This is a genomic window from Halomonas fontilapidosi (assembly GCF_014192285.1).
Lineage (GTDB): Bacteria > Pseudomonadota > Gammaproteobacteria > Pseudomonadales > Halomonadaceae > Halomonas > Halomonas fontilapidosi.
Window position 1 is genome coordinate 267,651 of sequence record NZ_JACHXQ010000002.1, and the last position, 23,300, is coordinate 290,950.

Below are 23,300 nucleotides of genomic sequence, written 5' to 3' on the forward strand. Positions count from 1 at the left end.
CACAATGTCAGATCAGCAGGTCAACAACCTCAACGTTCTCGCCCAGGACGTCCTGGTCACCCCCGAAGCCCTGAAGCAGGAAATTCCTTTGACCGGTGCTGCCGAGCGCACGGTGATCGAGGGGCGCGAGACGATTCAGGCGATCCTCGACGGCCGTGACCCCCGCCTGCTGATGGTGGTCGGCCCGTGCTCCATCCACGACGTCGATGCCGCCCTGGACTACGCTCGCCGCCTGCGCCGGCTGGCCGACGAGGTCAAGGATAGCCTGTATATCGTGATGCGCGTCTACTTCGAGAAGCCGCGGACCACCGTGGGCTGGAAGGGACTGATCAACGACCCCCACCTCAACGGCTCCTTCGAGATCGAGGAAGGGCTGCACATCGCCCGCAAGCTGCTGGTGGAGCTGGCAGAGCTCGGCCTGCCGCTGGCCACCGAAGCGCTGGATCCAATCTCGCCGCAGTACCTGCAGGACTGCATCAGCTGGTCGGCTATCGGCGCGCGTACTACCGAATCCCAGACCCACCGCGAGATGTCCTCGGGACTCTCCTGCCCGGTCGGATTCAAGAACGGCACCGATGGCAGCCTGGACGTCGCGGTCAATGCGCTTCAGTCCGTCTCCCATCCCCACAATTTCCTCGGCATCGACCAGGCCGGCCAGGTGGCCATCATCCGCACCCGTGGCAACGCCTACGGCCATGTGGTGCTGCGCGGCGGCAACGGCAAGCCCAACTACGACAGCGTCAGCGTGGCACTCGCCGAACAGGAGCTGAAGAAGGCCGGTATCCAGCCCAACATCATGATCGACTGCTCCCATGCCAACTCCAACAAGGATGCGGCGCTGCAGCCGCTGGTGCTGGAGAACGTCACCAACCAGATCCTCGAGGGCAACCGCTCGATCATCGGCCTGATGGTCGAGTCCAATATCGGCTGGGGCAACCAGAAACTGACAGAGGATCTCAGCCAGCTGACATATGGCGTCTCCATCACCGACGCCTGCATCGACTGGGATACCACCGTCGAATCCTTCAAGCGCATGAACGAGAAGCTCGCGCCGGTACTGGCCGAGCGACACCAGGCCGCCTGATACCTACCTCGCGTGACGACATGAGCACGGGCCCGCCGAATGGCGGGCCCTTCTGCTGCTGACATCACTCTCCCGAGCGCGATGTTCTCCCTGGCCCCTCCCTCTCATCTCGGGCCTTGGCGCAGAGATTCCCAGGCGCTTGCTGCCTAGACCTCACGTACGCCGTCGATCTCGCGCACGAAGGGGGGCAAGGCATCGAGCAACGCCCGGCCATAGCGGCGGGTCAGCACCCGGCGATCGAGCAGGGTGATGCGCCCACTGTCAGCTTCCTTGCGGATCAGCCGGCCACAGGCCTGCACCAGCTTGATCGAGGCATCCGGCACGCTGATGCGCATGAAGGCATTGCCGCCGCGGCTCTCGATCCACTCCGCCAGCGTCGCCCCGACCGGATCATCCGGCACCGAGAACGGCAGCCGAGTGATTACTACATGGGTGAGGTAGTCACCGGGAAGGTCGATGCCCTCGGCAAAACTCGCCAGCCCGAAGATGATGCTGCCCTCCCCCGCGTCGACCCGCGCCCGGTGGCGGCTGATCAGCTCACGCTTGGGCAGGCGATCCTGGGCCAGCACTCGCTCACGCCGGGCCGTGGAGAGCGCCTTTTCGACCCCCCGCAGCTGAGCGCGCGACGAGAACAGCATCAGCACCGCTTCGTGGTCATCGAGCGCTTCCACGAAGTCGACAATGGCCTGCTCGTGCCCCTCGCGGTCAGCGGGGTCAACGGCTTGGCGGGGCACGCTGAGCACTGCCCGGGAGTAGTCGAAGGGACTGGGGAGGCGCTGGTAGCGATAGCGGTTGGCCAGCCCGGCCCGCTCCTGCAGCCGCTCGAAGCGCCCCAGGGCGGTGAGCGTTGCCGAGGTCACCACGGCCCCGAAGGTGCTACCCCACAGGCTTTTCGCCAGGGTATGGGCCGCCGAGACCGGGCTCGCGGAGAAGGTCAGCTCCGGCTCCCCATGGAATCGCTCCAGAGTCAGCCATCGTGCGCGCGGAGGCTCGCCCTCGGGATCCGTCTCGGCGAAGGCCAACCATAGCGCATGGGCCTCCAGGGCACGCCCGTGGAGCAGCGCCACCAGCGGTAGCCAAACCTCGGCCTGTTCACGCGGCAAGCCGGTGTGCTTGTCGGGGTCAAGGCTCTCGCGCAGGATATCGGCCATGCTCTCAAGGGTGCGCGAGAGCTCGGCGAAGATCACGACCAGGCCCTCCGCCTGCTCGCGCAAGACCTCGGGCGCACGCCCCATCGCCAGGCGGTGGTGGCGGCTCTCCTCGCCATCGGCCAGTCCCTGGGGGCGGCCCGCCAGCTGGTGGCCGAGGGAGAAGGCCTCGCCAAGTCGGGGCTCCAGGGCATTGATCGCCTCCGGGAGCCCCGCCAGCAGCCGTGCGAGGGTCGGCTGTACGGCCAGCGCCTGGTTGAGCTCGGTCAGCGAACTCTTCAGGGTCTTCAGCCAGCGCAGTGCCCCGCCCACGGCGAAACGGTAGGTAAAGTGCTGAAGGGCCTTGTCGGGCAGGTGATGCCCCTCGTCGAAGATGTGGATGCAGTCCCCCGGCGCGGGCAGCACTACGCCGCCCCCCAACGCCAGGTCGGCCAGCACCAGGTCATGATTGGCGACGATGACATCGGCACTCTCGAGGTGGCGACGAGCGCGGAAGAAGGCGCAGGCGCCGAAGTGGCCACAGCGACGATTGGTGCACTGGCGATGGTCGACGGTGAGGCGACGCCAGTGGCCGTCCTCGATGGCCACCGGCCAACTGTCGCGGTCGCCCTCCCAGCGGCCGTTGCCATAGGCATCGCCCAGTTCCTTGACCAGTGCCTGGAAGTCATCACCGCCTCTGGCCAGCGACTGCTCGAAGAGCGACAGCGTCGCGTTCTCTTCGCCGCCGTCCAGCGCCTGGTCGAGGCGCGCCACGCAGACGTAGCGTCCGCGTCCCTTGGCGAGGGCGTAGTCGAAGTCGAGTCCGCTATGGGCCTTGAGCGCCGGCAGGTCCTGATGGAGTACCTGCTCCTGCAGGGCCACGGTGGCGGTGGCGATGACCAGCCGCTTGCCGCGGGCCTTGGCTACCGGGAGCGCGGCGAGCAGGTAGGCCAGCGTCTTGCCGGTCCCGGTGCCGGCCTCGAGCACGCAGACGTGCTCGTTGCTGACGCGTTGGCCGGCCTCATCGGCCTCGATGCCCGCCAGGGTGCGGGCGATCTCGGCAATCATCAGCCGCTGGCCGTAGCGCGGCGTCAGTTCGAGGCCCTCCAGCACCCGTCGATAGGCGTCCTGGATCTCGGCCTTCAGCACGTCTTCAAGCATGGGCCGTCAGAGCAGGCCTTCCGGCGGGTGTTCGCAGGGCAGCTTGTCGTTGACGTAGCGCTCGATCTCGGGCAGGGAAAAGGCATCCTCTTCGCCCACGAAGCTGATCGAGACACCCTTGGCGCCGGCGCGGCCGGTACGCCCGATACGGTGAACGTAGTCCTCGGGGTCTTCCGGCAGGGTGTAGTTGATCACGTGGCTGACATCCTCGATGTGAATGCCGCGCCCTGCCACGTCGGTGGCAACCAGCACCTGGATCTGGCCTTCGCGAAACTTCTCGAGGGTCTCGATGCGCTGGTTCTGGGGCACGTCGCCAGAGAGCATCGCGACGTTGATGCCGGCCTTGTTGAGCAGGTCATCGAGCTTGCGCACCAGGTCGCGACGATTGCCGAACACCATCACCCGGTCGAAACTCTCCTGCTTGAGCAGGTTGACCAGCAGGCGCTGCTTGTCGTCATCGCTAACCAGATAGACGCGCTGATCGATGTCGGCGGCGTTGTCGACGGTGACCTCGATGTCCACGTGAGCCGGTTCATGGGTCCACTGGCTGGCCAGGTTGAGGATGTCCTGACTGAAGGTGGCCGAGAACAGGAAGGTCTGGCGCTGCTCCTTGTTGGGCGTGTGGCGGATGATGCGCTTGACGTCGGGAATGAAGCCCATGGAGAGCATGCGGTCCGCCTCGTCCAGCACCAGCACTTCTACCTGGGTGAGGTCGACGTCGCGCTTTTCATGGAAATCCAGCAGGCGGCCCGGGGTGGCGACCAGGATGTCGAGCTTGCCGCCCAGCGCCTCGCGCTGCTTCTGGTAGTCCATGCCCCCCACTACGCTTGCCACCTTGAGGTCGGTAAAGCGTGCCAGGGCCTTGGCATCCTTCTCGATCTGCAGCGCCAGCTCGCGGGTCGGCGCCACGATCAACGCCCGCGGCGCGCCCGTTTTCTGACCATTGGGCGCCTCCTCCTCGAGGAAGTAGGCAAGGATCGAGATCAGGAAGGCGGCGGTCTTGCCGGTGCCGGTCTGGGCCTTGCCCACCACGTCACCGCCCAGCAGGGTCTGGGCCAGGGCCTCGGCCTGAATGGGCGTGCAGTACTCGAAGCCCAGGGCATGGATGGCCCGCATCAACGGCAGCGGCAAGTCGAAGTCGTGGAAGCGCCACTTGCCTGCCACGGCGGGGACCTGGAACTGGCGCAGGTCCCAGTTCGACTGGCGACGGCGCGGTTTGCGACGGCGGCGCTTGGGCTTGCGATTCTGGGCCGGTGCTGTGGTCTGTTCCGACTCGCTCATAGGCTGTGCTGTCTTGTCCGTATCGATGGATGGGGTGCATGACGCAAACCGCCATTGTACCAGTCTCCGGCGTCGAGAGCGCGCCCCGGACGCCGGCTGGCGGTTCACCGCTTCGGCAAGACCGTCGCGGCTGGTAGAATGGCCGGCATTCATGCAAGGAGTTGCATCATGACACGCCGAAAGAAGACCCGTTCGCTCGCCGACAAGGTGCAGATTCGCACCGGCAAGCGCAAGGATTTCAAGAAGTGGCGCCACGAGAATCCCGATCAGGTGGCGTCGACGACCCGCTTCACCCAGAAGAAGCGCCAGCAGCGCAAGCTCCAGGCGGCCCGCAAGATGGCCCGCCAGGACTCGGGGCAGCCGATCGCCATTCACCCCGAGACCTCGGACAACGACACCCCCGACCGCAGGGACGACTGACGATGCGTCTGGTTTCCTTCAACATCAACGGCATTCGCGCCCGTCTGCATCAGCTTACCGCCCTGGTCGAGACCCACCGCCCTGCGGTGATCGGCCTGCAGGAAACCAAGGTCCAGGACAGCGAGTTCCCGGTGGCGGCGGTGGAAGCACTGGGCTACCGCGTCTTCTACCATGGCCAGAAGGGCCATTATGGGGTGGCGCTGATGGTCGACACGGCCCAGTGCGGCGAGCCCGAGGAGGTGCGCTATGGCTTTCCCGACGACGGCGAGGAAGCCCAGCGTCGCATGGTCGGGGTGCGCCTGCGGCCGGGCGGCGACGCCCCGCTCACGGTGTGGAACGGCTACTTTCCCCAGGGCGAGAACGTCGAGCACCCGGTTAAATTTCCGCACAAGCGCGCCTTCTATGCGCAACTCCAGCATCTACTGGAGAGGCAGCATCGCCCCGACGAGCGCCTGGCGGTGATGGGCGACTTCAATATCTCTCCCGAGGACCGCGATATCGGCATCGGCGAACCCAACCGCAAGCGCTGGCTGCGCGAGGGCAAGACCAGCTTCCAGCCGGTGGAGCGCGAATGGCTGAAGGGCATCAAGGCCTGGGGCCTGACCGACAGCTACCGGACCTGCTACCCGACGGCAGACGACCGCTTCAGCTGGTTCGACTATCGCTCTCGCGGCTTCGAGCGCGAGCCGCGTCGCGGCCTGCGCATCGACCATATCCTGGTCAGCGCATCGCTCGCCGAGAAGGTGTCGGACGCCGGCATCGACTATGATCTACGCGGCATGCAGAAGCCCTCCGACCATGCCCCGGTATGGACCGAGCTCACGCTGTAAGCCGTCAGGCGATTCAGCGGTCATCAATTGACGCTGACGGCCGAGGACTTCCGAGTGGCCGTCGACACCATCGCCTCGAGCCAGCGCTTGGCCTCGGCCACTCCCCGCTCACGGGCTTGGTTCAGTGCCCGCTCGGCCAGCTCCCGATGGCCCCAGGCGTGGGCCAGTTGCCCCAGCCTCAGCCAGTCGTCACCGTCACGGCTCCGCCTGGCCAGGACCTCCCACGCCGACAAGGCACGATCGCGGTCCCGCGCCGCTTCCCAGGCCTGGGCCAACAGGCGGCGATGCGCCTCGCTGTCTTCCAGATACCCTGCCTTCAAGGCGTCTTCGAGGTACTCGGCGGCTCGTGCCGGCGTGCCGCCGGCAAGGTGCAGGTCAATCAGATGCCGCAGGTCATCGCAGCCTTCCAGCACGTCGCGCCGCCAGCCGGCTTCCCAGATGGCAGCGGCGAGGCCGGCATCGCCCACTCGCCGAGCCAGTGCCGCCGCCTCGCGCCAGCGCTCGGGGTCACGACTGCCGGTGAGGTCATCACTGAGCAGGGCGAGCGCGGCCGCCTCGCGGCCGGCGCGGCGCAGTACCGCGGTGGCCAGGACCCGCTGTGTCTCGTTCGGCTCGGGCGTGACAGCCAGGGCATTCTCCAGGCGGTCGGCGGCGGCGTCCCAACGCCCGAGTTCGGCCAGGGCGCGCACCAGGCGCCAGCGGTCCTGTGGCTGAGCCTCGTGGCGCGTGAGCCAATCGGCCAGCAGGGCCGCGCCCCGTTCGGCCTGCCCCGCCGCCAGTCGCAGCCGTGCCTCGTCGCGCTGCCAACGATCCTGCTGCGATGGCTCCACGCCTCGAATCTCGCGCGCGACGCGGAGATAGTCGGCGGCCGTCGCCGGATCGTCGTCGCGGGCGGCGGCCCCGGCGGCCAGTTGCAGATAGAGGGCCCGCGCCCAGCGGTCGGCAGCGTTGCCGCCCGCCAGGCGTTCGGCCTGGGACATCGCCCGCTCGCCGACCGCCTGGACCTCGCCAGCCTCGAGGCGCTGTTGCAGACCCTCGAGGTCATCGATGAACGAAGCCGGCAATGCCGGCGCCGCCCAGCCCGGTGACACGCCAAGCAAACAGCCAACGGCGACGAGGGGAAGGAGTCGAAGAGGCGACATGGGGGCTCCCTGGTGCAGACTATCTCAGCTGGAATTCCAAGCGCTGCCGGGCCCGACGCAATCCCGTCGACGGCTCGAAGCGCCAGCGCGACACGGCCTCTCGCGCCGCCTCATCGAAGACATTCCGCGGCCGGGCGGACAGCACGCGAAGGCTCGAGGCGTCGACACTGCCGTCGGCGCGGATCACGAACGCCAGCTCCACATGGCCCTCAAGGCCGCGGCGCTGCGCGCGGGCCGGGTAGGCGGGCGGCACCTTCTCGGTCGGCGTTAGCTGCCCCACGTCTAGCGGCTCGTTGCTGGCCGGTGAGGCGCTGACTTTCTCGCTGGACGACTCGGCGGGCTCCGCCTGCTGGGCGGGCGACGCGGCTTTCGTCCGGGGCTCGGGCGACGGTTGCGGCTCGGGCTCAGGGTCGGGCTGTGGCTCGAGTTTCGGCTGCTCCTCGCGGAGCTCCGGCAGCTCGCTGTCGAGCTGCGGTGTCTCGGCCAACGTCTGCGGGAGCTCCGGGTCGGGCAGGGCCATCTCGCTCTGTGTCAGTGGCGCGGGCTCAGGCATCGGTGGGGGGACCACGGCCTCTGGCGGCGTCGAGGGCGTGGCCTCGACGGCTGGCTCGGCCACCTCAGGCTCCTCGGGTGCCTCGACGCGGGTCAGCGGCATGCGCATCTCCAGCACCTCGATCTGTGCCTCGGGGGGCGACACCAGCAGCGCCAGCAGCCAGAACAGCAGCAGCGTCATGGCCGCCCCAGCCAGCATCGCGACAGGGATTCGGGTCATGGCCCGCCCCGCGTCGCGGCCACTGCGACCTGCTCGACGCCGGCCTCGCGAATGCGGTCCATGACCTCGATCAGCAGGCCGGTGGTGGCCTTTCGATCGGCCTGGATCACCACCCCGCCGTCGCCGCTGACAAGCGCGGCGACCTCATTGCCGACGCGATGGGCATCCACCGGCTGGCCGTCCACCCAGATGGCGCCCTGCGCGGTGATCGCCACCATCAGCTGAGCATCTGGCTGGGGGCTGGCAGCGCTGGACTCGGGACGCTCGATCTCCACCCCGCTCTCCTTGATGAAGCTGGTGGTGACGATAAAGAAGATCAGCATGATGAAGACCACGTCCAGCATCGGGGTCAGGTTGACCTCGCCGGCATCGCCGCCCTCGGCGGCCAGGCTGCGGCGTCTACGCATGGGATTTCTCCACGGCGCGAGCCAGGCGATCATGCAGCCGCTGGTCCTCGCGTCGAATGATCTGTTCGAGTCGACTGGTAAACAGCAGGCCCACTACCGCCACGGCCATGCCGGCCAGGGTTGGCAGGGTGGCCCGTGCCACGCCGTCGGCCATGGCCCGTGCCTGGCCGGTATCGCTCAGCGCGAGGCTGTCGAACACGGTGATCATGCCGGTGACGGTGCCCAGCAGACCGAGCAGCGGGCAGAGCGCCACCAGCAGCTTCAGCCAGGGTAGCGGGCGACGCAGCCGGGCGATCAGCTCTCGGGTCCAGACCTCACGCAGCGTCAGGGCACTCCAGCTATGATGGTCGAGCCTCGCCGTCCAGCGGGTGATCAGACGACGTCGAGCGCGGCGATAGGTGAGGCGAAAGAACAGCACGCGTTCCAGCGCCAGGCTGAACAGCAATGCCGCCACCCCGGCGATGATCACCAGAACGATGCCACCGGCATCGACCAGCCGCGACAAGGGCTCAAGCCAGAGCGGTAGCACGCGAATTACTCCCAGCGGGATTCGAGGATGGGTGGCGATGCTCGAGCTGTTCAGCCAGGGCGGCACTGGCCTGTCCCTCCATCACGCCGGCCAGGTCGCGGCTGCGCCCCGTCAGGGCCGTATGCGCGAAGAGCAGCGGCACCGCGGTGATCAGGCCCAACACGGTGGTCACCAGCGCCTGACTGATCCCGCCGGCCATCAATTGAGGATCACCGGTGCCGAAGACGGTAATGGCCTGGAAGGTCACGATCATGCCGGTGACCGTGCCCAGCAGGCCGAGCAGCGGCGACACGGCGGCCAGCAGCTTGACCAGCGGCTGGCCACGCTCTAGGCGTGGCAGCTCGGCGAGCACCGCCTCGTCGAGGCGCGCCTCCAGGGCTTCGGGGACCGGGTCGTCGGCGAGTGCTCGGAAGCGCAGCAACACCCGACCCAGGGGGTTGTCCTGGCGCAGCCGACTCAGATCACGCAGTTGGCGGCGCGTTGCCAGGCTAACCCTGAGCAGGTAGGCGTACTGGGCCAGGGCCACCAGCAAGCCGACGGCGCCCAGGCCGACCACCACATAGCCTACCACCCCTCCCTGATGGAAGCGTTCGATGAGGCTTGGCCGCTGGGCGAGGGCAGCGATCACCTCGCCGCGGGTGGGATCCAGCGCCAGGCGCTCGCCCTCTCCGGCCTGGAAATCGACCAGCAGCTCGCTCACATGCGGCGGGGTGCGAGACGCCATGGAAAGCACGCCCTCCTCGGCGCCGCGCTTGAGCAAGCTGCCCTGGCTGAACGCCGCCAGATCGCCAAGCCGCACCACCTCACGGGAAGCGATCTGCCCGTCGACGCCGGCCACTGGCGCATCGAAGGCGATGATCCGACCGGTCTCGGCGGTCAGCGCCATCAGGCGGTCGCCCAGGGTCTCCAGGTGCTCGGGCTTGAGCACATCGGCATCATCCAGACGGGGCGGCAGCTCGGCACGACCTACCGTAACCCAGCTCTCGGCCAGTTCATCGCGCAGCTCACCGCTATGACGCGCCAGGGTGTCCAGCACCGCCGAGAGATCGTCACCCTGCTCGGCCTGGCGGGCGTCGAGAGCCTCGCGCTGTCTCTGCTGTTGCGCCTGCTGCTCTTCCAGCGCCGCGAAGCGTGTCTCCGCCTCATCATGGGCCTCGCGGGCGTTCTCTAGCGCCGCCTGCAGGGCGTCGCGATCCTCGATCAGTTCGGCCAGCCTCGCCGCATCACGGGCCTCGGCCGCCTCGCGCTCGGCACGCAGGGTGAACGGAGCCTCGGGCTCGGACTGCGCCTGGGCCTGGGCAAGCAGTGCCGCCGCCAATATCAGCAACGCCGCGCCGGCGAGCACGGCATACTTGACGCGTATCGTGAAGGCGGCAGTCATAAGGCTTCCCCGACGTCGACCCGTTGCAGGGGGTGGGAGATCGGCAGCGTCAGCAGTTCCGGCGCCCGCTGGTCGCGGGCGATGCGCAAGCCGTGACGCAGCTCGACACGTTCTGCCTCATTCAGCGCCTGCCAGCGCTCGACATCGGCGCGCCAGACGCCGCCTTCCCGGCCGTCCGGCGTCAGGAAGTAGAGTCCGACTCGCCCCAAGCGAAGAAAATCGACCTCGCGGCGGGCATCGCCCTCGTCCCCCTCGTTCAGGATGCCGCGCCAGGCATCCAACTCGCGGCCGTAGTCGAGTTCAGTGCGCCAGGCGGCAAGGAGTCGCTCCAGGCGTTCGGCGGCCGAGGCATCGGGGTCGTCAAGGCCGGCCTCGAGGCTCTCGACGCGGGCCAGGCGTTGGTCCTTGAGGAACGGCAGATCACCCACCACCCAAGTCTCCAGGTGCGACACCAGGGCCTGCTCGAGCTGGGGCAACACGTCACGGGTCTCGGCCAGGGACGCCAGGGCCTCCTCGCGGCGGCTCAGCCGCTCGCCCTGGCGCTCAAGACGTGGTGCCAAGGCATCGCTGCGTTCCTCCAGACGGTGGGTATCGGTTTCCAGCCGGCGCAGCTCGGCCAGCATCTCGCGACGCTCGTCGTCGGCCGCATCGATGCGCGCCTGCAGCTCTGCCTGGGCGCGCTGAGCCCGGCTGGCGTCCTCGATGGCCGCCTCCTCTGCCTGCAGCATGCCGAGGGCCAGCAGACTCAGGACAATGCCGAGCGGCCATTGCCAACAAAATGTCCTCACCATGGCTCTCCGTTCGGGTCTCGGGAAGGGCGACCACCATGCCACCAATACGAACGATTATCAATGCTTACAGCTACCCCTAACCCGGGAGCGTTCGACCAGGGGCATGCTGCAGAAACAGAAAAAGCCGCACCCGAAGGGCGCGGCTTGTCTGGAGCGGGAGGACTTCAGGCCGTGGCGTTGCGGTAGCGGCGCTCGACCTCCTCCCAGTTGATCACGTTGAAGAAGGCCGACACGTAATCCGGACGCTTGTTCTGGTACTTCAGATAGTAAGCGTGCTCCCAGACATCCAGCCCGAGTACAGGCGTATTGCCGTCCATGATGGGGCTGTTCTGGTTGAGGGTATTCTCGACCACCAGCTTGCCTTGCGGCGTCACGCTCAGCCAGGCCCAGCCGCTGCCGAAACGACCCAGCGCTGCCTTGGTGAAGGCATCCTTGAAGTCATCGAAACCGCCCAGCTCCGAATCGATGGCCTTGGCAACCTCGCCCTGGGGCTTGCCGCCACCGCTGGGCGACATCATCTGCCAAAACATCGAATGGTTGGCATGACCGCCACCGTTGTTGATCACAGCCTGACGCTTGTCCTCCGGCACACGGTCGAGGTTGGCAATAAGCTCCTCGACGGGCACATCCTCGAGACCGGTACCCTCAAGGGCGGCATTGAGGTTGTTGACGTAGGTCTGATGGTGCTTGGAGTGGTGGATCTCCATGGTCATCGCATCGATATGCGGTTCCAGGGCATCGTAGGCATAGGGGAGGTCGGGAAGCGTATGTGCCATCTTACGGTCTCCTTAATATCGTGAACGATCATCCTCACCATAGCATGTCGGGACACGCTCGAGGGTTTTCAACCCCGTCTTGGCCCGACGACATTGCAGATGATGCCTAAAGCTTCTGCTCGAGCTCCGGCAGCACGTCGAACAGGTCGCCTACGAGGCCGTAATCGGCCACCTGGAAGATCGGCGCTTCCTCGTCCTTGTTGATGGCGACGATCACCTTGGAATCCTTCATGCCCGCCAGGTGCTGGATGGCACCGCTGATGCCCACGGCGATGTAGAGGTCCGGCGCAACGATCTTGCCGGTCTGCCCCACCTGCATGTCGTTGGGGACGAAACCTGCGTCCACTGCGGCGCGCGAGGCACCGATGGCCGCGCCCAGCTTGTCGGCGATGCCCTCGAGCAGCTTGAAGTTGTCGCCGTTGCCCATGCCGCGACCACCGGAGACCACGACCTTGGCGGCTGCCAGCTCGGGACGATCGGACTCGGCCAGCTCCTCCTTGACGAAGGTCGACATGGCGTTGTCGGCCACGAAGTCTACCGCCTCGACGGCAGCACTGCCACTCTCGGCCACCGCATCGAAGCCGGTGGCGCGCACGGTGATCACCTTCAATGCGTCGTCGCTCTGCACGGTGGCAATGGCGTTGCCGGCGTAGATCGGGCGCTTGAAGGTATCGGCACTCTCCACGGCGACGATCTCGGAAATCTGCGCCACGTCCTTGAGCGCGGCGACGCGGGGCAGCACGTTCTTGCCGGTGGTGGAGGCGCAAGCCAGCACATGGCTGTAGTCGTCAGCCAGCTGTGCGATCAGGGCGGCGGTGGGCTCGGCCAGCAGGTGGGCGTAGGCGGCGTTGTCGGCCACACGCACCTTGTTGACACCGTCCAGCTTGGCGGCGGCCTCGGCGATGGCGCCCACGCCTTCACCGGCGACCAGCACGTCGATATCGCCACCAATGGCCTTGGCGGCGGCCACCACGTGGGCAGTGGCGCCGGCCAGGGTGCCGTCGTGATGTTCTGCCAGAACCAGAATGCTCATGGGATCTGCTCCTTTCAAAGCAACTGTTTTCAAAGAACCTTGGCTTCGTTCTTGAGTTTGTCCACGAGCTCGTCCACCGAGCCCACCTTGACGCCACCCTTGCGCTCGGCCGGTGTTTCGACCTTGAGCAGCTTGACCTTGGAGGCCACCTCGATGCCGAGGTCCGCCGGGCTCTTGATATCCATCGGCTTCTTCTTGGCCTTCATGATATCGGGCAGCTTGGCATAGCGCGGCTCGTTGAGGCGCAGATCGGTCGTGACGATCGCCGGCAGCGTGAGCGCCACGGTCTGCAAGCCACCATCGATCTCACGGGTCACCTGCAGCGACTCGCCCTCGACCGTCACCTCGGAGGCGAAGGTGCCCTGGGGCAGGCCGGTCAGGGCGGCGAGCATCTGGCCGGTCTGGTTGTTGTCGGTGTCAATGGCCTGCTTGCCGAGAATCACCAGGCCCGGCTGCTCCTCTTCCACCAGCTTGGCCAGCACCTTGGCCGCACCCAGCGACTCGACGCGCTCGTCAGTCTCGACGTGAATGGCGCGGTCGGCGCCCAGCGCCAGGGCCGTACGCAGCTGCTCCTGGGCAGCCTTGGGGCCGACGGTGACGGCAACGATCTCGGTTGCCACGCCGCGCTCCTTCAGACGCACCGCCTCTTCCACGGCGATCTCACAGAAGGGGTTCATGGCCATCTTGACGTTGGTGAGGTCGACATCGCTGTGGTCCGGCTTGACCCGGATCTTGACGTTGTAGTCGACGACGCGTTTGACCGCGACGAGTACCTTCATAGTGTCCTCGCTTGGTTCACACTGGGAACCTGATGGTTGGAGAAGCGCAGCCTGACCGGAGTCGGGAAGGCCAGGCTTTTTGAGAACCGGCTCGCATACCCTTATGCGTTTCATGCAAGCGTTTGATAGGCGCAGCACTGTAAAACCCTTTTAATGTGCCATAGCCCTATCCTGGTCAACAATCCCCGGCATGCCGGGAACGCATGACGGCCATGACGCACTGCACCATCGCAGGGGGTGACCCTTTAACGCTATTATGCCTATCATGGGGCATGGCTAGAAGCAAACGACCGTTTTAAATCTTTTCGACGTTGGTCGCATCTTGTGTCAGCGTCCAGGAACAGCAAGGAGAGAGGCAGTGGAAGAACAAGTCGAACGCGATTCCATGGACTTCGATGTGGTGATCGTCGGCGCCGGGCCTGCGGGACTCTCGGCAGCGGCGCGCCTGATGCAGCAGGCAGAGGACGCCGGCCAGGAGCTTTCGGTGTGCGTGGTGGAGAAAGGCTCCGAAGTAGGGGCTCATATCCTCTCCGGCGCCGTCTTCGAACCTCGTGCCCTGGCCGAGCTGTTTCCCGACTGGGAGGAACGGGGAGCTCCGCTGACCACGCCGGCGACCCGCGACGAAGTCTACATGCTCAAGGATGCCGAGAAGGCCCAGAAGCTGCCCAACGCCCTGGTGCCGCCCTCCATGCACAACACCGGTGGCGACACGCCCCGCTACGTGATCAGCGCCGGCAATCTCTCCCGCTGGCTGGCCGAGCAGGCCGAGGCGCTGGGTGTCGAGATCTTCCCCGGCTTCGCCGCCCAGGAAACGATCATCGAGGACGGCGTGGTCAAGGGCATTCTGATCGGCGATATGGGCGTGAGCGCCGACGGCCAGGCCAAGGACAGCTACATGCCGGGGATGGAGTTGCGCGCCAAGTACACGCTCTTCGCCGAAGGCTCCCGTGGTCATCTGGGCAAGCGCCTGATCGAGGAATACCGGCTCGATGACGGCAAGGACCCGCAGCACTATGGCATCGGCCTGAAGGAGCTGTGGGACGTTCCTGCCGAGCAGCATGAGCCAGGGCTGGTGCTGCACGGCTCGGGCTGGCCGCTGGACACGCATACCCACGGCGGCTGGTTTCTCTATCACGGCGAGAACCAGCAGGTAATGGTTGGCCTGATCATGGACCTCTCCTACCAGAACCCCTGGCTGTCACCCTTCGACGAGTTCCAGCGCATGAAGCATCACCCGGCGATCGCTCGGCACCTCGAAGGCGGCAAGCGCGTGGCCTACGGCGCCCGTGCCATCACCAAGGGCGGTCTGAACTGCCTGCCGAAGATGACCTTCCCCGGGGGCCTGCTGATCGGCTGCGACGCCGGCACCCTGAATTTCGCCAAGATCAAGGGCCTGCACACGGCCATGAAATCCGGTCTGATCGCCGCCGAGGCGGTGTTCGAGGCCGTAGCCAAAGGCGACGAGGGTGGCAGCGAACTCACCGCGTTCACCGAGAAGTGGGAATCCAGCTGGGCCCATGCCGAGCTCAAGGAGAGCGCCAGCTTCGGCCCGGCGATCCACAAGTATGGCACCGTAGGCGGCGGCGCCTACAACTTCGCCAACCAGCTGCTGGGCGGCAAGCTCCCCAACCTTCACGATACGACGCCCGACCATGCCGCCCTCAAGCCGGCCGGGGAGTGCGAGAAGATCGACTACCCCAAGCCGGATGGCAAGCTCTCCTTCGACAAGCCCTCGTCGGTATTCCTGTCGAACACCAACCATGAGGAAGACCAGCCCTGTCACCTGAAGCTGAGCGATCCGGACCTGCCGATCCGTGACAATCTGCCCGAGTATGCCGAACCGGCTCAGCGCTATTGCCCGGTGGGCGTCTACGAGGTGATCGAGGACGAGGAAGGCAAGCCCAAGTTCCAGATCAATTTCCAGAACTGCATCCACTGCAAGACCTGCGACATCAAGGACCCGGCCCAGAACATCACCTGGGTGGCACCGGAAGGCGGCGGCGGGCCCAACTACCCCAATATGTAAGCTCGAAGCTCGACGTCACCGGAAACACTACCGCCCCCCTGCATACGCCTGGGGGGCGGTTTTCCTTCCGGCTTCAAGCGTATGGCGTAACGCTCCGGGCATAGCCCGGGGGTCAGTCGCCGGTGGCGATGGGACGTGATGGATCGCGAATCCATTCGCTCCAGGAGCCGGGGTAGAGCCTTGGCACGGAGCGACCGGCCACCGCATAGGCGAGGAGGGTATGACAGGCGGTCACGCCGGAACCACAGTAGACAATCGACGATTCGGCCTCGGGAAGCTCGTTAGCCAGCGCCTCGGGGGATTTGAAGTGGCCGTCACCGGCAAGATTGTCGGCACTGGGACGGCAAACAGCCCCGGGAATGTGTCCCGCCACAGGATCGATGGGTTCTTCCTCGCCCCGGAATCGCGCTTTCGAGCGTGCGTCGACCTTGGTCGCGGCGCTCGACAGCACCGCCGCGGCGGACACATGGCGCTCGTCATGGTAGGCCGGCTGCCAGCCGGAGGCGGCGGGCACAGCCTCGGGATCGCCGTCCTCCAGCATCTCGCCGCCTGCTGCCAGCCAGCCTCCGAGGCCCCCATCAAGGAGGCGCACGTCGGGGTGGCCCGCCCAGCAGGCCAGCATCCACCAGGCCCGTGACGCCGCCAGCTGGCCACCTCTGTCGTCGTAGACCACCACCGGCTGTTGTGGTGTGAGGCCCAGGCGCTGCACCACCTCGGTGAAGGCCGCCGGTGTCGGCAGCGGATGCCGGCCGCCCTCGCCGGCAGGCCCCGCCAGGTCACGGTCCAGGTCGAGATGATAACTGCCCGGCAGGTGCGCTTCCCACCACAGCCGACGGCCGGCATCAGGCTCGCCCAGGCGAGCACGACAATCCAGGACTCGGGGCGGGTTGGGGCCCTCGAGGGCGGCGGCCAGTGCGGTGGCCGAGATCAGCGGGCTGGTCATGCGTTGACTCCCTCCAGCAGTTCGATGGGGGCCAGGCGAGCGATCAGGCGGCGCCGGCCGGCGTGATGGAAGCTTACCTCGATTACCGGGTTGTCCGGATCGCCTTCGACCACGCTGATCCTGCCCTCACCGAACACGGCGTGTCGCAGGCGCTGACCGACACGCAACCCGTCATCACCCCGGGGCTCGCCTGTCCCGCCCTGAGCGACCGGACGCGCGGCCACCACGGGCAACGACCGGCCAAGCGCCGCCAGGTATCGGCGCACGAGCTCGGGGTCGGACACGGGCAGCGGAGGCTGAGCGTCTTCCACTCGAGCAGCGTCGAGCCGGCGTGCCAACTGCTGAGCGTCTTCCCAGGCGGATTCGGCGATAAAGCGGCTGGGACGGTGGTCTCCCCCGTCGTGGAGCAGCACCAGGCGCTCCCGCGCCCGGGTAATGGCCACATAGAAGAGCCGACGCTCTTCCTCCAGGCGGCCCGGGGTCAGCGGGTTGTCGCGCGTATAGTGGGGAAAATCCGCCTCATTGGCACCTGCCAGCAGAACCAGGGGCCACTCCAGCCCCTTGGCACCATGCACGGTGCTGATCAGCACCCCGTCATCACGATTTTTCACCGGTCGAGAGAGCAGCTCGATGAAAGCCTCGGTGTCATTACCCAGTTCACCGGCCTGCTCGACCAGCACGTCGAGCAGGCGCACGTCCTCCTCACCCTTGTCGCGTCGGGCGGCGGCACGCTTGAGCACCTTCTCGGCCTCCACGGCCTCGACCACGTGCTCGAGCAGCTGTGCCGGGGGCCAGGTCGCTCGGCGAGGCAGCTCGCAGAGCAGGGCCCAGCGCTTCTTGAGGGTGCGTCGCTGATGTGGCTTCAGCCCGTCGAGCAGCGGATCATGACGTTCCGGCCAGCGCTGGGTCTCCGCCAGCCGATTGGACAGCGCAACAATCCGCTCCCGGGCCACGAAGGGAGTGGGCTGGGAGAGCAGCATCGCCAGGTGTCCCGGATCCTGGAGCCGGTGCGGCTCGACGGCGAGACGCAGGTAACCGGCCAGGGCCTCGACCAGCGGCAGCCGGAAGACGAAGCGGTCCTCCCGGGCCAGCCGAAACGGAATGCCCTCGCGAAGCAGCGCCAGCTGAAGCGGCACCGACAGCGCCCAGCTGCGCACCAGCAGGCAGGCCTCCTCCAACCCCCGGCCTCGCTTGCGCCAGCCCCCGAGCTCCGCCAGCAATCCCTGACTGCCTTGGCTCACGGCCAGATCGGTCACCGGGTTACCGGGCGCGGCCAGACAGAGCTGGTCGGGACGCCGTCGATTGCCGGCGATGGCGTGATTGGCGGTCAGTGCCAGCGCATGCCCATGCCGGAAGGTCGTCGAGAGCGGGTAGTCGCGGGCCGCCCCGAAGGTGGCGGTAAAGTTCTCCAGCATGGTATCGGGATGGGCCCCCCGCCACTCGTAGATGCACTGGTTGGCATCGCCCACCGCCATGACCTCGGCATCGCGGCCGGCGAGCAGCGCCAGCAGGCGCTGCTGGGCGGTGTTGATGTCCTGGTACTCATCGATGATCACGTGGTCGAGGAAGCCCTGCACTCGGCCGCGCAGGCCGGCATCAGCCTCCAGCGCCAGCAGCGGGCGGTAGAGCAGGTCGGCGAAGGTCATCAGCCCCTGCTCGGCCAGCAGCCGTTCGGCATGCTCGAAGGCAAGTACGAAGTGGCCGGTTTCCTCACCGAAGTCGAGCCTGCGGTGAAGCTCGGCCGGCGAGGCCATCTCGGCCTTCACCAGCCCGCAGAAGTGAGCCAGTGCTTCGAGGCGCTCGGCTTCCAGGGCCGTCTCGCGCGCCTCGGGCGCCTCGGCCAGCGCCGCCAACGTCGCCTGACGCAGCAGCCGTTCGAGCTGCCAGTCGGCGGTAAGTAGCTGGCGTGGGGTCAGCGCCCCCCAGCGGGTCAGGCTGGCGGTCAGCCGGTGGCCGAGCGAGTGGAAGGTGCGCACATCCGGCAGCGCCTGACCAGCCGGGGCCAGCTCAAGCAGGCGCGCCTGGAAGTCTTCACGGGCCGAGCGGTTGAACATCAGTACCAGGAGGCGCGCCGGAGGCACTCCCTGAGCGAGCAGATGCAGCACCCGAGCGACCATCGTCGTGGTCTTGCCGGCACCGGCCACCGCCGCGACGCGGGCGTGTCCGCGATCATGGTCGACCACGGCACGTTGTTCGGGCGTCAGCCGGCGGATCAGGGTCATGGCACCTCGCCCTCGGCCATCGCGCCGGCATCAAGCCGCCCCAGGGGCTGCCAGATGCCCTGGCTGGTCAGGCCAAGCTCGAGGGTACCGTCGCCGAGCTCCCGGGTCTCGGCCTGCTCCACCAGTCGGTAGTAGACGTTGCGCCCCAGCCTCGCCGCGAGCCCGAAGCGCACCCTCACCTCCGGCACCGTCTCGCCGGCCGGGGTCTGGCTGAGTTCCAGACGATGGGCGTCGCCAAGCGCCAGACGGTCGCCGACATTGGTGGTCAGCCACCAGGTGCCGTCCTGCTCCCGCTCGGCATCTACCACCAGGAAAGGCCGGTCCTCGACCCGGATTCGCTGCCACTCGACCGGCGTCACCAGCAGGTAGTCACCGTCGGGTTCGCGGCGCAGGATGGTCGAGAGCAGGCGCACCAGCCGCGGCCGGGCAATGGGCCTGCCCTCGTGAATCCAGCGCCCATCGGTGGCGATGGTGAGGTCCATCTCGCCCCCGTGTTCGGGGTGCCAGCGATCAACGGGAGGCACCTCACCGTCGGGGTCGATCTGAGCCAGCAGCGGGTCGAGTTGCATGATGCGCCCTCCTCCGGGCTTCGGAAGACAGGGGGATGACGATAGTCTAGACCAGCCCGGCGGAGCGTAACGCCTCGCGTACCTCACCGGGAGCGTCCGGTGCCGCGGCACGGAAAAGCCGGTAGAAGTTGGCCGTGGTCTGGGCCGCGACCTCCGCAATGCTGATGCCCCGAGCCTCGGCAATGCACTCGGCAACCTCCACCACCCAGGCGGGCTCATTGGGCTTGCCACGATACGGCACCGGCGCCAGGTAAGGGCTGTCGGTTTCGATCAGCAGACGATCCAGCGGCAGGCGCCGTGCCAGATCGCGAAGCGACTCGGCGTTGCGAAAGGTCACGATGCCGGATAGCGAAATGTAGAAGCCATGGCGTACCGCCTCCCGGGCCATCTCCAGGTCCTCGGTAAAGCAGTGCAGTACACCACCTACCGCCGGGTCAGTATGCTCGCGAATCAAGGCCAGGGTATCGTCACGGGCCTCGCGGGTATGGATGATCACCGGCAATTCGAGTTCATTGGCGGCTATCAGCTGGCAGCGGAACCGCTCGCGCTGCACGTCTCGGGCGGGCACTCTGTCGGGCGCCTTGTCGAGGTAATGGTAATCCAGGCCACATTCGCCGATGGCCACGGCAGCGAAGCGTTCGGCGGCTTCCTTAACCGCGGCGACGCTCGGCTCCTCGGCCAGGTGCTGCAACGGATGGACACCGGCGGAAATCACCACGTCGTCGTGAGACCGCGCGATCTCGGCCAGCGCGGGCATGCCCTCCAGGGTCACCGCGATGGCCAGGAACTGGCGGACGTTCCTGGCGCGGGCGGCATCCAGGACGGCGGACAGGTCGCCGCCATGGGTGCCGGGATCGAGACGGTCGAGATGGCAATGGGAATCGACAAACATGGGATACCGCTTGTTAGGTGTGAGGGGATAAAACGTGACACTGAGCCATCAGGAACTTGCTCCTTGTTCCTTGCTCATCAGAGCGTGTAGGTCGGGGCTCCCTTGTCGAGCTGGCCGGCCAGCAGGGTCTCGATGCGATCGCGTACGGCCTGATCCTCGGCACTGAAATGGATACCGATGCCCGGTACCCGCCGACCGGCGACCCCCTCCGGCGACACCCAGACCACCTGGCCGGTCACCGGGACCCGCTCGGCATCGCCGGGAAGCATGAGCAGCAGGAAGACCTCCTGGCCCAACTCGTAGCGCTCCCGCGTAGGCACGAAGATACCGCCACGCTCCAGCACCGGCATGTAGGCCGAGAGCAGGGTCGGGACGTCCTGGATGGTCAGGGAGAGCGCTTTCTGGGCGGCCATGGAGCCTCCTCATTCAGAGCACAACGGTCAAGAGCGCAGCAGCGTTGACCAGCGGACCAGCCAGGCCTCGAGGGCCAGCTGGGGATTGGGGTTGCCGCCCTCGGCCAGCAGGCGACGCTGTTCGCGGGCATAGTCCAGCAGGCGAAACCAGTCGCGCACCCGGGCATTCTTGACGGCCTGGCGGTAGAGTACCAGCAGGTCGGGGTTGCGCAGCTCGCTAGTGTCCCCCGAGAGCCCCAGGCGAATCAGGTCCTCAAGCCAGGCGATACCGTACCACAGGATGGCGTCGATGGACTGCCGCTCCAGGCGGGCCGCTTCGGCCACCGGCTCGGCCCCTCGGACCAGTGCCTCGAAGGTATCGAGAAGCTGTTGGCGCAGGGCACGTGACGACGGCTCGGCAAGTTCCAGCGCCCGCAGCGGCAGGCCACCCGCGGCACGAAACCAGAAGCGGGCCTCCTCCTCGCCCTCCAGGCGGGCAGCCAGCCAGGCCCGGCAGTCGGCTTCCGCCGGCACCGCCAGGCTCCAGTGCTGGCAGCGCGAGCGGATGGTGGGCAGGAGCCGCGAAGGAATGTCTGAGAGCAGCACGAAAAGCGTCCGCCCGCCGGGCTCCTCCAGGCTCTTGAGCAGCGCATTGGACGCCGCCACGTTCATGGCATCGGCAGGCGAGATCACGATCACGCGATAACCGCCCTGCTGGGCCGTCTGGGCGACGAAGGCATTGACCTCGCGGATCGGCCCGATGCGGATCTGCCGCTTGCCCTCCTCCGGCGCCACGCGCAATAGATCCGGGTGGTACCCCGAGGCCAGCATATGGCAGCCGTGACAGCGGCCGCAGGCGTGCTCGCCCGGTGAGGCACAGAGGGTCCGCGCCACCAGTGCCTCGGCCAGCGAGTGCTTGCCGATGCCATGCGCCCCGGAGATCAGCAGCGCGTGAGGCAACCGCCCTGCCTCGGCCAGACTCACCAGCTCTTGCCAGCGTGCCTGTAACCAAGGCAGCGGACGGGGAACCTCGACCGCGCTCATGACCATGCCTCCAGGCGCTCATTCAGCCGCGCCAGCAGCTCGGCCTGCACCTCGGCCAGGCCGGCTCCGGCAGCGATCACCACCATGCGGTCGGGCGCGGCTTCGGCACGAGCGAGGTAGCCCTGGCGCACCGCCTCGAAGAAGGTGTCGCGCTCCCGCTCGAAGCGATCACGCTCCCCACCCTGCCCCTGAAGACGGCCGTCGAGCCGACGTTGTGCTTCGGCCATGGGCATATCCAGCAGCAGCGTCAGATCGGGCTCCAGGCCCTGCTGGACAAAGGTCTCGAGCCGGGCGATGCGGTCCGCCTCGATGCCGCGTCCGCCGCCCTGATAGGCGTAGGTGGCATCGGTGAAGCGGTCGCAAACCACCCAGGCACCGCGCTCGAGCGCCGGACGTATTACCCTGGCCAGGTGCTGGGCGCGGGCGGCGAAGACCAGCAGCAGCTCGGCATCCGGGTCGAGGGGCTCCTCGCCGGCGGGGTCGAGCAGCAGGCGACGTATCGCCTCGGCCCGCGGCGTACCGCCGGGCTCGCGCGTTGCCACCACTTCGTGGCCATGGGCCCGCAGATGGTCGACCACCAGCGCCAGGTTGGTGGACTTGCCCACCCCCTCCCCGCCTTCCAGAGTGATGAAGCGTCCTCGCGGGATTGTCCGCTCGTTGGGCATGCGTTCTCCGGCTCGATAGTCAGCGATTGCGTATATACCGGTTCACGGCATTGTTGTGCTCGCGCAGGGTCCGCGAGAAGTGATGGGTACCATCGCCCTTGGCGACGAAGTAGAGCGTCTCGCCCTCCTCCGGCTGTACGGCGGCTTCCAGCGCGGCGCGACCCGGCAGCGCGATCGGCGTGGGCGGCAGGCCATCGATCACGTAGGTGTTGTAGGGCGTCGTTTCGCGCAGGTCGGCACGCGTGATATTGCCCTCATAGCGCTCTCCCATGCCGTAGATCACGGTGGGATCGGTCTGCAGTCGCATGCCTCGCTGCAGGCGGCGCGTGAAGACACCGGCGATCTCGGGACGCTCTTCCGGCGCCCCGGTCTCGCGCTCGATCAACGAGGCCATGATCAGCGCCTCATAGGGGCTCTCCAGGGGCAGCTCGTCGTCACGCTCGGCCCAGACCTCGTCCAGAGTGGCCTCCATGCGCTCCAGTGCCTGGCGCAGGATCTCAAGGTCGCTGAGCCCCTTGTGATAGTGGTAGGTATCCGGGAAGAACCAGCCCTCGGGGTGACGCCCCGCACGGTCAAGCCGAGCCATCACGGCGTCGTCGGAGAGGCCTTGGGTGCGGTGCGCAAGTTTCGGTGCCGCATCGAGCAGCTCGCGCATCTGGCGGAACGTCCAGCCCTCGGGAATGGTTAGCGGGTAGGTGATCACGTCATTGCTACCCAGCAGCGAGAGCAGCTCGCGCCCGCTCATGCCAGGCATCAGGCGGTACTCACCGGGCCGCAGGCGTGGCATCGCCTCGGGCTCCAGGCGCGAGAGCAACCGGAAGGCCCACTCATCGACGAGAATGCCCCTTTCGGCCAGCTCCCTCACCACGCGGTGGTAGCCGGCGCCGACGGGCACCTCGTAGACCGCCGGCGCTTCTAGGGCAATGGGTGCCTCGAGCCGCGTCTGCCAATAGCGATACCCGGCGAATGCTGCCAGAGCCACCACGATGCATATAACCAGCAAAATCTTCAGCACACGCCCCATGCGGGTCGTC

The 23,300-nt window shown here is 67.0% G+C and carries 23 protein-coding genes; 4 read left to right on the top strand and 19 right to left on the bottom strand.

Annotated elements, in window-relative coordinates; translation table 11 throughout:
* Positions 1-4: 4 nt before the first annotated feature.
* A complete protein-coding gene (locus tag FHR95_RS04825; RefSeq protein WP_040187445.1) occupies positions 5-1,084 on the top strand; it encodes a 3-deoxy-7-phosphoheptulonate synthase in 1,080 nt (359 codons plus the stop codon).
* Positions 1,085-1,230: 146 nt separating this feature from the next.
* Here FHR95_RS04825 and dinG read toward each other — a convergent pair whose 3' ends face one another.
* Entirely contained in the window at positions 1,231-3,372 is a 2,142-nt protein-coding gene (dinG, locus tag FHR95_RS04830; protein WP_183313576.1) for an ATP-dependent DNA helicase DinG, read from the bottom strand.
* A 6-nt stretch (positions 3,373-3,378) separates the two neighbouring features.
* Complete coding sequence (rhlB, locus tag FHR95_RS04835) at positions 3,379-4,653, bottom strand: ATP-dependent RNA helicase RhlB (RefSeq protein WP_183313577.1); 1,275 nt, start codon at positions 4,651-4,653, stop codon at positions 3,379-3,381.
* A gap of 168 nt (positions 4,654-4,821) precedes the next feature.
* Between rhlB and FHR95_RS04840 the strand changes: the two genes are divergently transcribed.
* Together FHR95_RS04840 and xthA are read left to right on the top strand one after the other, a co-directional pair.
* Complete coding sequence (locus FHR95_RS04840; RefSeq protein ID WP_183313578.1) at positions 4,822-5,073, top strand: hypothetical protein; 252 nt, start codon at positions 4,822-4,824, stop codon at positions 5,071-5,073.
* Between the two features lie 2 nt (positions 5,074-5,075).
* Positions 5,076-5,903 (top strand): exodeoxyribonuclease III, encoded by an 828-nt coding sequence (xthA, locus tag FHR95_RS04845; protein ID WP_183313579.1) that lies wholly within the window; start codon positions 5,076-5,078, stop codon positions 5,901-5,903.
* A 23-nt stretch (positions 5,904-5,926) separates the two neighbouring features.
* Here xthA and FHR95_RS04850 read toward each other — a convergent pair whose 3' ends face one another.
* The 9 genes from FHR95_RS04850 to FHR95_RS04890 all read right to left on the bottom strand — a co-directional run bounded on the left by FHR95_RS04850 (position 5,927) and on the right by FHR95_RS04890 (position 13,513).
* A complete protein-coding gene (locus FHR95_RS04850; protein ID WP_183313580.1) occupies positions 5,927-7,045 on the bottom strand; it encodes a hypothetical protein in 1,119 nt (372 codons plus the stop codon).
* 19 nt (positions 7,046-7,064) lie between these two features.
* Positions 7,065-7,817 carry an energy transducer TonB gene (locus FHR95_RS04855; protein WP_183313581.1) on the bottom strand — a complete coding sequence of 251 codons (753 nt, stop codon included), beginning with the start codon at positions 7,815-7,817 and terminating at the stop codon, positions 7,065-7,067.
* A complete protein-coding gene (locus tag FHR95_RS04860; protein ID WP_183313582.1) occupies positions 7,814-8,224 on the bottom strand; it encodes an ExbD/TolR family protein in 411 nt (136 codons plus the stop codon). The genes FHR95_RS04855 and FHR95_RS04860 overlap by 4 nt, the downstream gene beginning before the upstream one ends.
* On the bottom strand, positions 8,217-8,759 hold the full coding sequence (locus tag FHR95_RS04865; RefSeq protein ID WP_183313739.1) for a MotA/TolQ/ExbB proton channel family protein: 543 nt from the start codon (positions 8,757-8,759) through the stop codon (positions 8,217-8,219). Before FHR95_RS04865 ends, FHR95_RS04860 begins: the two co-directional genes overlap by 8 nt.
* Complete coding sequence (locus tag FHR95_RS04870) at positions 8,734-10,134, bottom strand: MotA/TolQ/ExbB proton channel family protein (protein ID WP_183313583.1); 1,401 nt, start codon at positions 10,132-10,134, stop codon at positions 8,734-8,736. The genes FHR95_RS04865 and FHR95_RS04870 overlap by 26 nt, the downstream gene beginning before the upstream one ends.
* Entirely contained in the window at positions 10,131-10,925 is a 795-nt protein-coding gene (locus tag FHR95_RS04875; protein WP_183313584.1) for a DUF3450 domain-containing protein, read from the bottom strand. The genes FHR95_RS04870 and FHR95_RS04875 overlap by 4 nt, the downstream gene beginning before the upstream one ends.
* 164 nt (positions 10,926-11,089) lie before the next feature.
* Positions 11,090-11,701, bottom strand: coding sequence for a superoxide dismutase (locus tag FHR95_RS04880; protein ID WP_040187466.1), 612 nt, complete (start codon positions 11,699-11,701; stop codon positions 11,090-11,092).
* 106 nt (positions 11,702-11,807) lie between these two features.
* Positions 11,808-12,734 carry an electron transfer flavoprotein subunit alpha/FixB family protein gene (locus FHR95_RS04885; protein WP_183313585.1) on the bottom strand — a complete coding sequence of 309 codons (927 nt, stop codon included), beginning with the start codon at positions 12,732-12,734 and terminating at the stop codon, positions 11,808-11,810.
* A 29-nt stretch (positions 12,735-12,763) separates the two neighbouring features.
* A complete protein-coding gene (locus FHR95_RS04890) occupies positions 12,764-13,513 on the bottom strand; it encodes an electron transfer flavoprotein subunit beta/FixA family protein (protein ID WP_040187470.1) in 750 nt (249 codons plus the stop codon).
* Between the two features lie 385 nt (positions 13,514-13,898).
* Between FHR95_RS04890 and FHR95_RS04895 the strand changes: the two genes are divergently transcribed.
* Positions 13,899-15,539, top strand: coding sequence for an electron transfer flavoprotein-ubiquinone oxidoreductase (locus FHR95_RS04895; protein ID WP_183313740.1), 1,641 nt, complete (start codon positions 13,899-13,901; stop codon positions 15,537-15,539).
* Positions 15,540-15,651: 112 nt separating this feature from the next.
* On the opposite strand, the gene FHR95_RS04900 is transcribed toward FHR95_RS04895, so the two are convergent.
* From FHR95_RS04900 to mltG, 8 genes are all read right to left on the bottom strand, one after another.
* Positions 15,652-16,482 carry a sulfurtransferase gene (locus FHR95_RS04900; RefSeq protein ID WP_183313586.1) on the bottom strand — a complete coding sequence of 277 codons (831 nt, stop codon included), beginning with the start codon at positions 16,480-16,482 and terminating at the stop codon, positions 15,652-15,654.
* A complete protein-coding gene (locus FHR95_RS04905; RefSeq protein WP_183313587.1) occupies positions 16,479-18,704 on the bottom strand; it encodes an ATP-dependent helicase in 2,226 nt (741 codons plus the stop codon). Before FHR95_RS04905 ends, FHR95_RS04900 begins: the two co-directional genes overlap by 4 nt.
* Positions 18,701-19,273 (bottom strand): DUF1285 domain-containing protein, encoded by a 573-nt coding sequence (locus FHR95_RS04910; RefSeq protein ID WP_183313588.1) that lies wholly within the window; start codon positions 19,271-19,273, stop codon positions 18,701-18,703. Before FHR95_RS04910 ends, FHR95_RS04905 begins: the two co-directional genes overlap by 4 nt.
* Positions 19,274-19,319: 46 nt before the next feature.
* The gene (locus FHR95_RS04915) at positions 19,320-20,165 is read right to left on the bottom strand and encodes a TatD family hydrolase (RefSeq protein ID WP_183313589.1); all 846 of its coding nucleotides are present in this window, start codon (positions 20,163-20,165) and stop codon (positions 19,320-19,322) included.
* Positions 20,166-20,242: 77 nt separating this feature from the next.
* Positions 20,243-20,578 (bottom strand): PilZ domain-containing protein, encoded by a 336-nt coding sequence (locus FHR95_RS04920; RefSeq protein ID WP_040187478.1) that lies wholly within the window; start codon positions 20,576-20,578, stop codon positions 20,243-20,245.
* Between the two features lie 27 nt (positions 20,579-20,605).
* Positions 20,606-21,601, bottom strand: a complete 996-nt coding sequence (locus tag FHR95_RS04925; protein ID WP_098180673.1) for a DNA polymerase III subunit delta' — start codon at positions 21,599-21,601, stop codon at positions 20,606-20,608.
* Entirely contained in the window at positions 21,598-22,266 is a 669-nt protein-coding gene (gene tmk, locus FHR95_RS04930; protein ID WP_040187480.1) for a dTMP kinase, read from the bottom strand. The genes FHR95_RS04925 and tmk overlap by 4 nt, the downstream gene beginning before the upstream one ends.
* Before the next feature lie 19 nt (positions 22,267-22,285).
* Positions 22,286-23,290, bottom strand: coding sequence for an endolytic transglycosylase MltG (gene mltG, locus FHR95_RS04935; RefSeq protein ID WP_183313590.1), 1,005 nt, complete (start codon positions 23,288-23,290; stop codon positions 22,286-22,288).
* Positions 23,291-23,300: the final 10 nt, after the last annotated feature.

Bases quoted from the DNA above. Each gene is read 5' to 3' on its own strand.
- FHR95_RS04825 (WP_040187445.1), top strand. From the start codon at position 5: ATGTCAGATCAGCAGGTCAACAACCTCAACGTTCTCGCCCAGGACGTC.
- dinG (WP_183313576.1), bottom strand. From the start codon at position 3,372: ATGCTTGAAGACGTGCTGAAGGCCGAGATCCAGGACGCCTATCGACGG.
- rhlB (WP_183313577.1), bottom strand. From the start codon at position 4,653: ATGAGCGAGTCGGAACAGACCACAGCACCGGCCCAGAATCGCAAGCCC.
- FHR95_RS04840 (WP_183313578.1), top strand. From the start codon at position 4,822: ATGACACGCCGAAAGAAGACCCGTTCGCTCGCCGACAAGGTGCAGATT.
- xthA (WP_183313579.1), top strand. From the start codon at position 5,076: ATGCGTCTGGTTTCCTTCAACATCAACGGCATTCGCGCCCGTCTGCAT.
- FHR95_RS04850 (WP_183313580.1), bottom strand. From the start codon at position 7,045: ATGTCGCCTCTTCGACTCCTTCCCCTCGTCGCCGTTGGCTGTTTGCTT.
- FHR95_RS04855 (WP_183313581.1), bottom strand. From the start codon at position 7,817: ATGACCCGAATCCCTGTCGCGATGCTGGCTGGGGCGGCCATGACGCTG.
- FHR95_RS04860 (WP_183313582.1), bottom strand. From the start codon at position 8,224: ATGCGTAGACGCCGCAGCCTGGCCGCCGAGGGCGGCGATGCCGGCGAG.
- FHR95_RS04870 (WP_183313583.1), bottom strand. From the start codon at position 10,134: ATGACTGCCGCCTTCACGATACGCGTCAAGTATGCCGTGCTCGCCGGC.
- FHR95_RS04875 (WP_183313584.1), bottom strand. From the start codon at position 10,925: ATGGTGAGGACATTTTGTTGGCAATGGCCGCTCGGCATTGTCCTGAGT.
- FHR95_RS04880 (WP_040187466.1), bottom strand. From the start codon at position 11,701: ATGGCACATACGCTTCCCGACCTCCCCTATGCCTACGATGCCCTGGAA.
- FHR95_RS04885 (WP_183313585.1), bottom strand. From the start codon at position 12,734: ATGAGCATTCTGGTTCTGGCAGAACATCACGACGGCACCCTGGCCGGC.
- FHR95_RS04890 (WP_040187470.1), bottom strand. From the start codon at position 13,513: ATGAAGGTACTCGTCGCGGTCAAACGCGTCGTCGACTACAACGTCAAG.
- FHR95_RS04895 (WP_183313740.1), top strand. From the start codon at position 13,899: ATGGACTTCGATGTGGTGATCGTCGGCGCCGGGCCTGCGGGACTCTCG.
- FHR95_RS04900 (WP_183313586.1), bottom strand. From the start codon at position 16,482: ATGACCAGCCCGCTGATCTCGGCCACCGCACTGGCCGCCGCCCTCGAG.
- FHR95_RS04905 (WP_183313587.1), bottom strand. From the start codon at position 18,704: ATGACCCTGATCCGCCGGCTGACGCCCGAACAACGTGCCGTGGTCGAC.
- FHR95_RS04910 (WP_183313588.1), bottom strand. From the start codon at position 19,273: ATGCAACTCGACCCGCTGCTGGCTCAGATCGACCCCGACGGTGAGGTG.
- FHR95_RS04915 (WP_183313589.1), bottom strand. From the start codon at position 20,165: ATGTTTGTCGATTCCCATTGCCATCTCGACCGTCTCGATCCCGGCACC.
- FHR95_RS04920 (WP_040187478.1), bottom strand. From the start codon at position 20,578: ATGGCCGCCCAGAAAGCGCTCTCCCTGACCATCCAGGACGTCCCGACC.
- FHR95_RS04925 (WP_098180673.1), bottom strand. From the start codon at position 21,601: ATGAGCGCGGTCGAGGTTCCCCGTCCGCTGCCTTGGTTACAGGCACGC.
- tmk (WP_040187480.1), bottom strand. From the start codon at position 22,266: ATGCCCAACGAGCGGACAATCCCGCGAGGACGCTTCATCACTCTGGAA.
- mltG (WP_183313590.1), bottom strand. From the start codon at position 23,290: ATGGGGCGTGTGCTGAAGATTTTGCTGGTTATATGCATCGTGGTGGCT.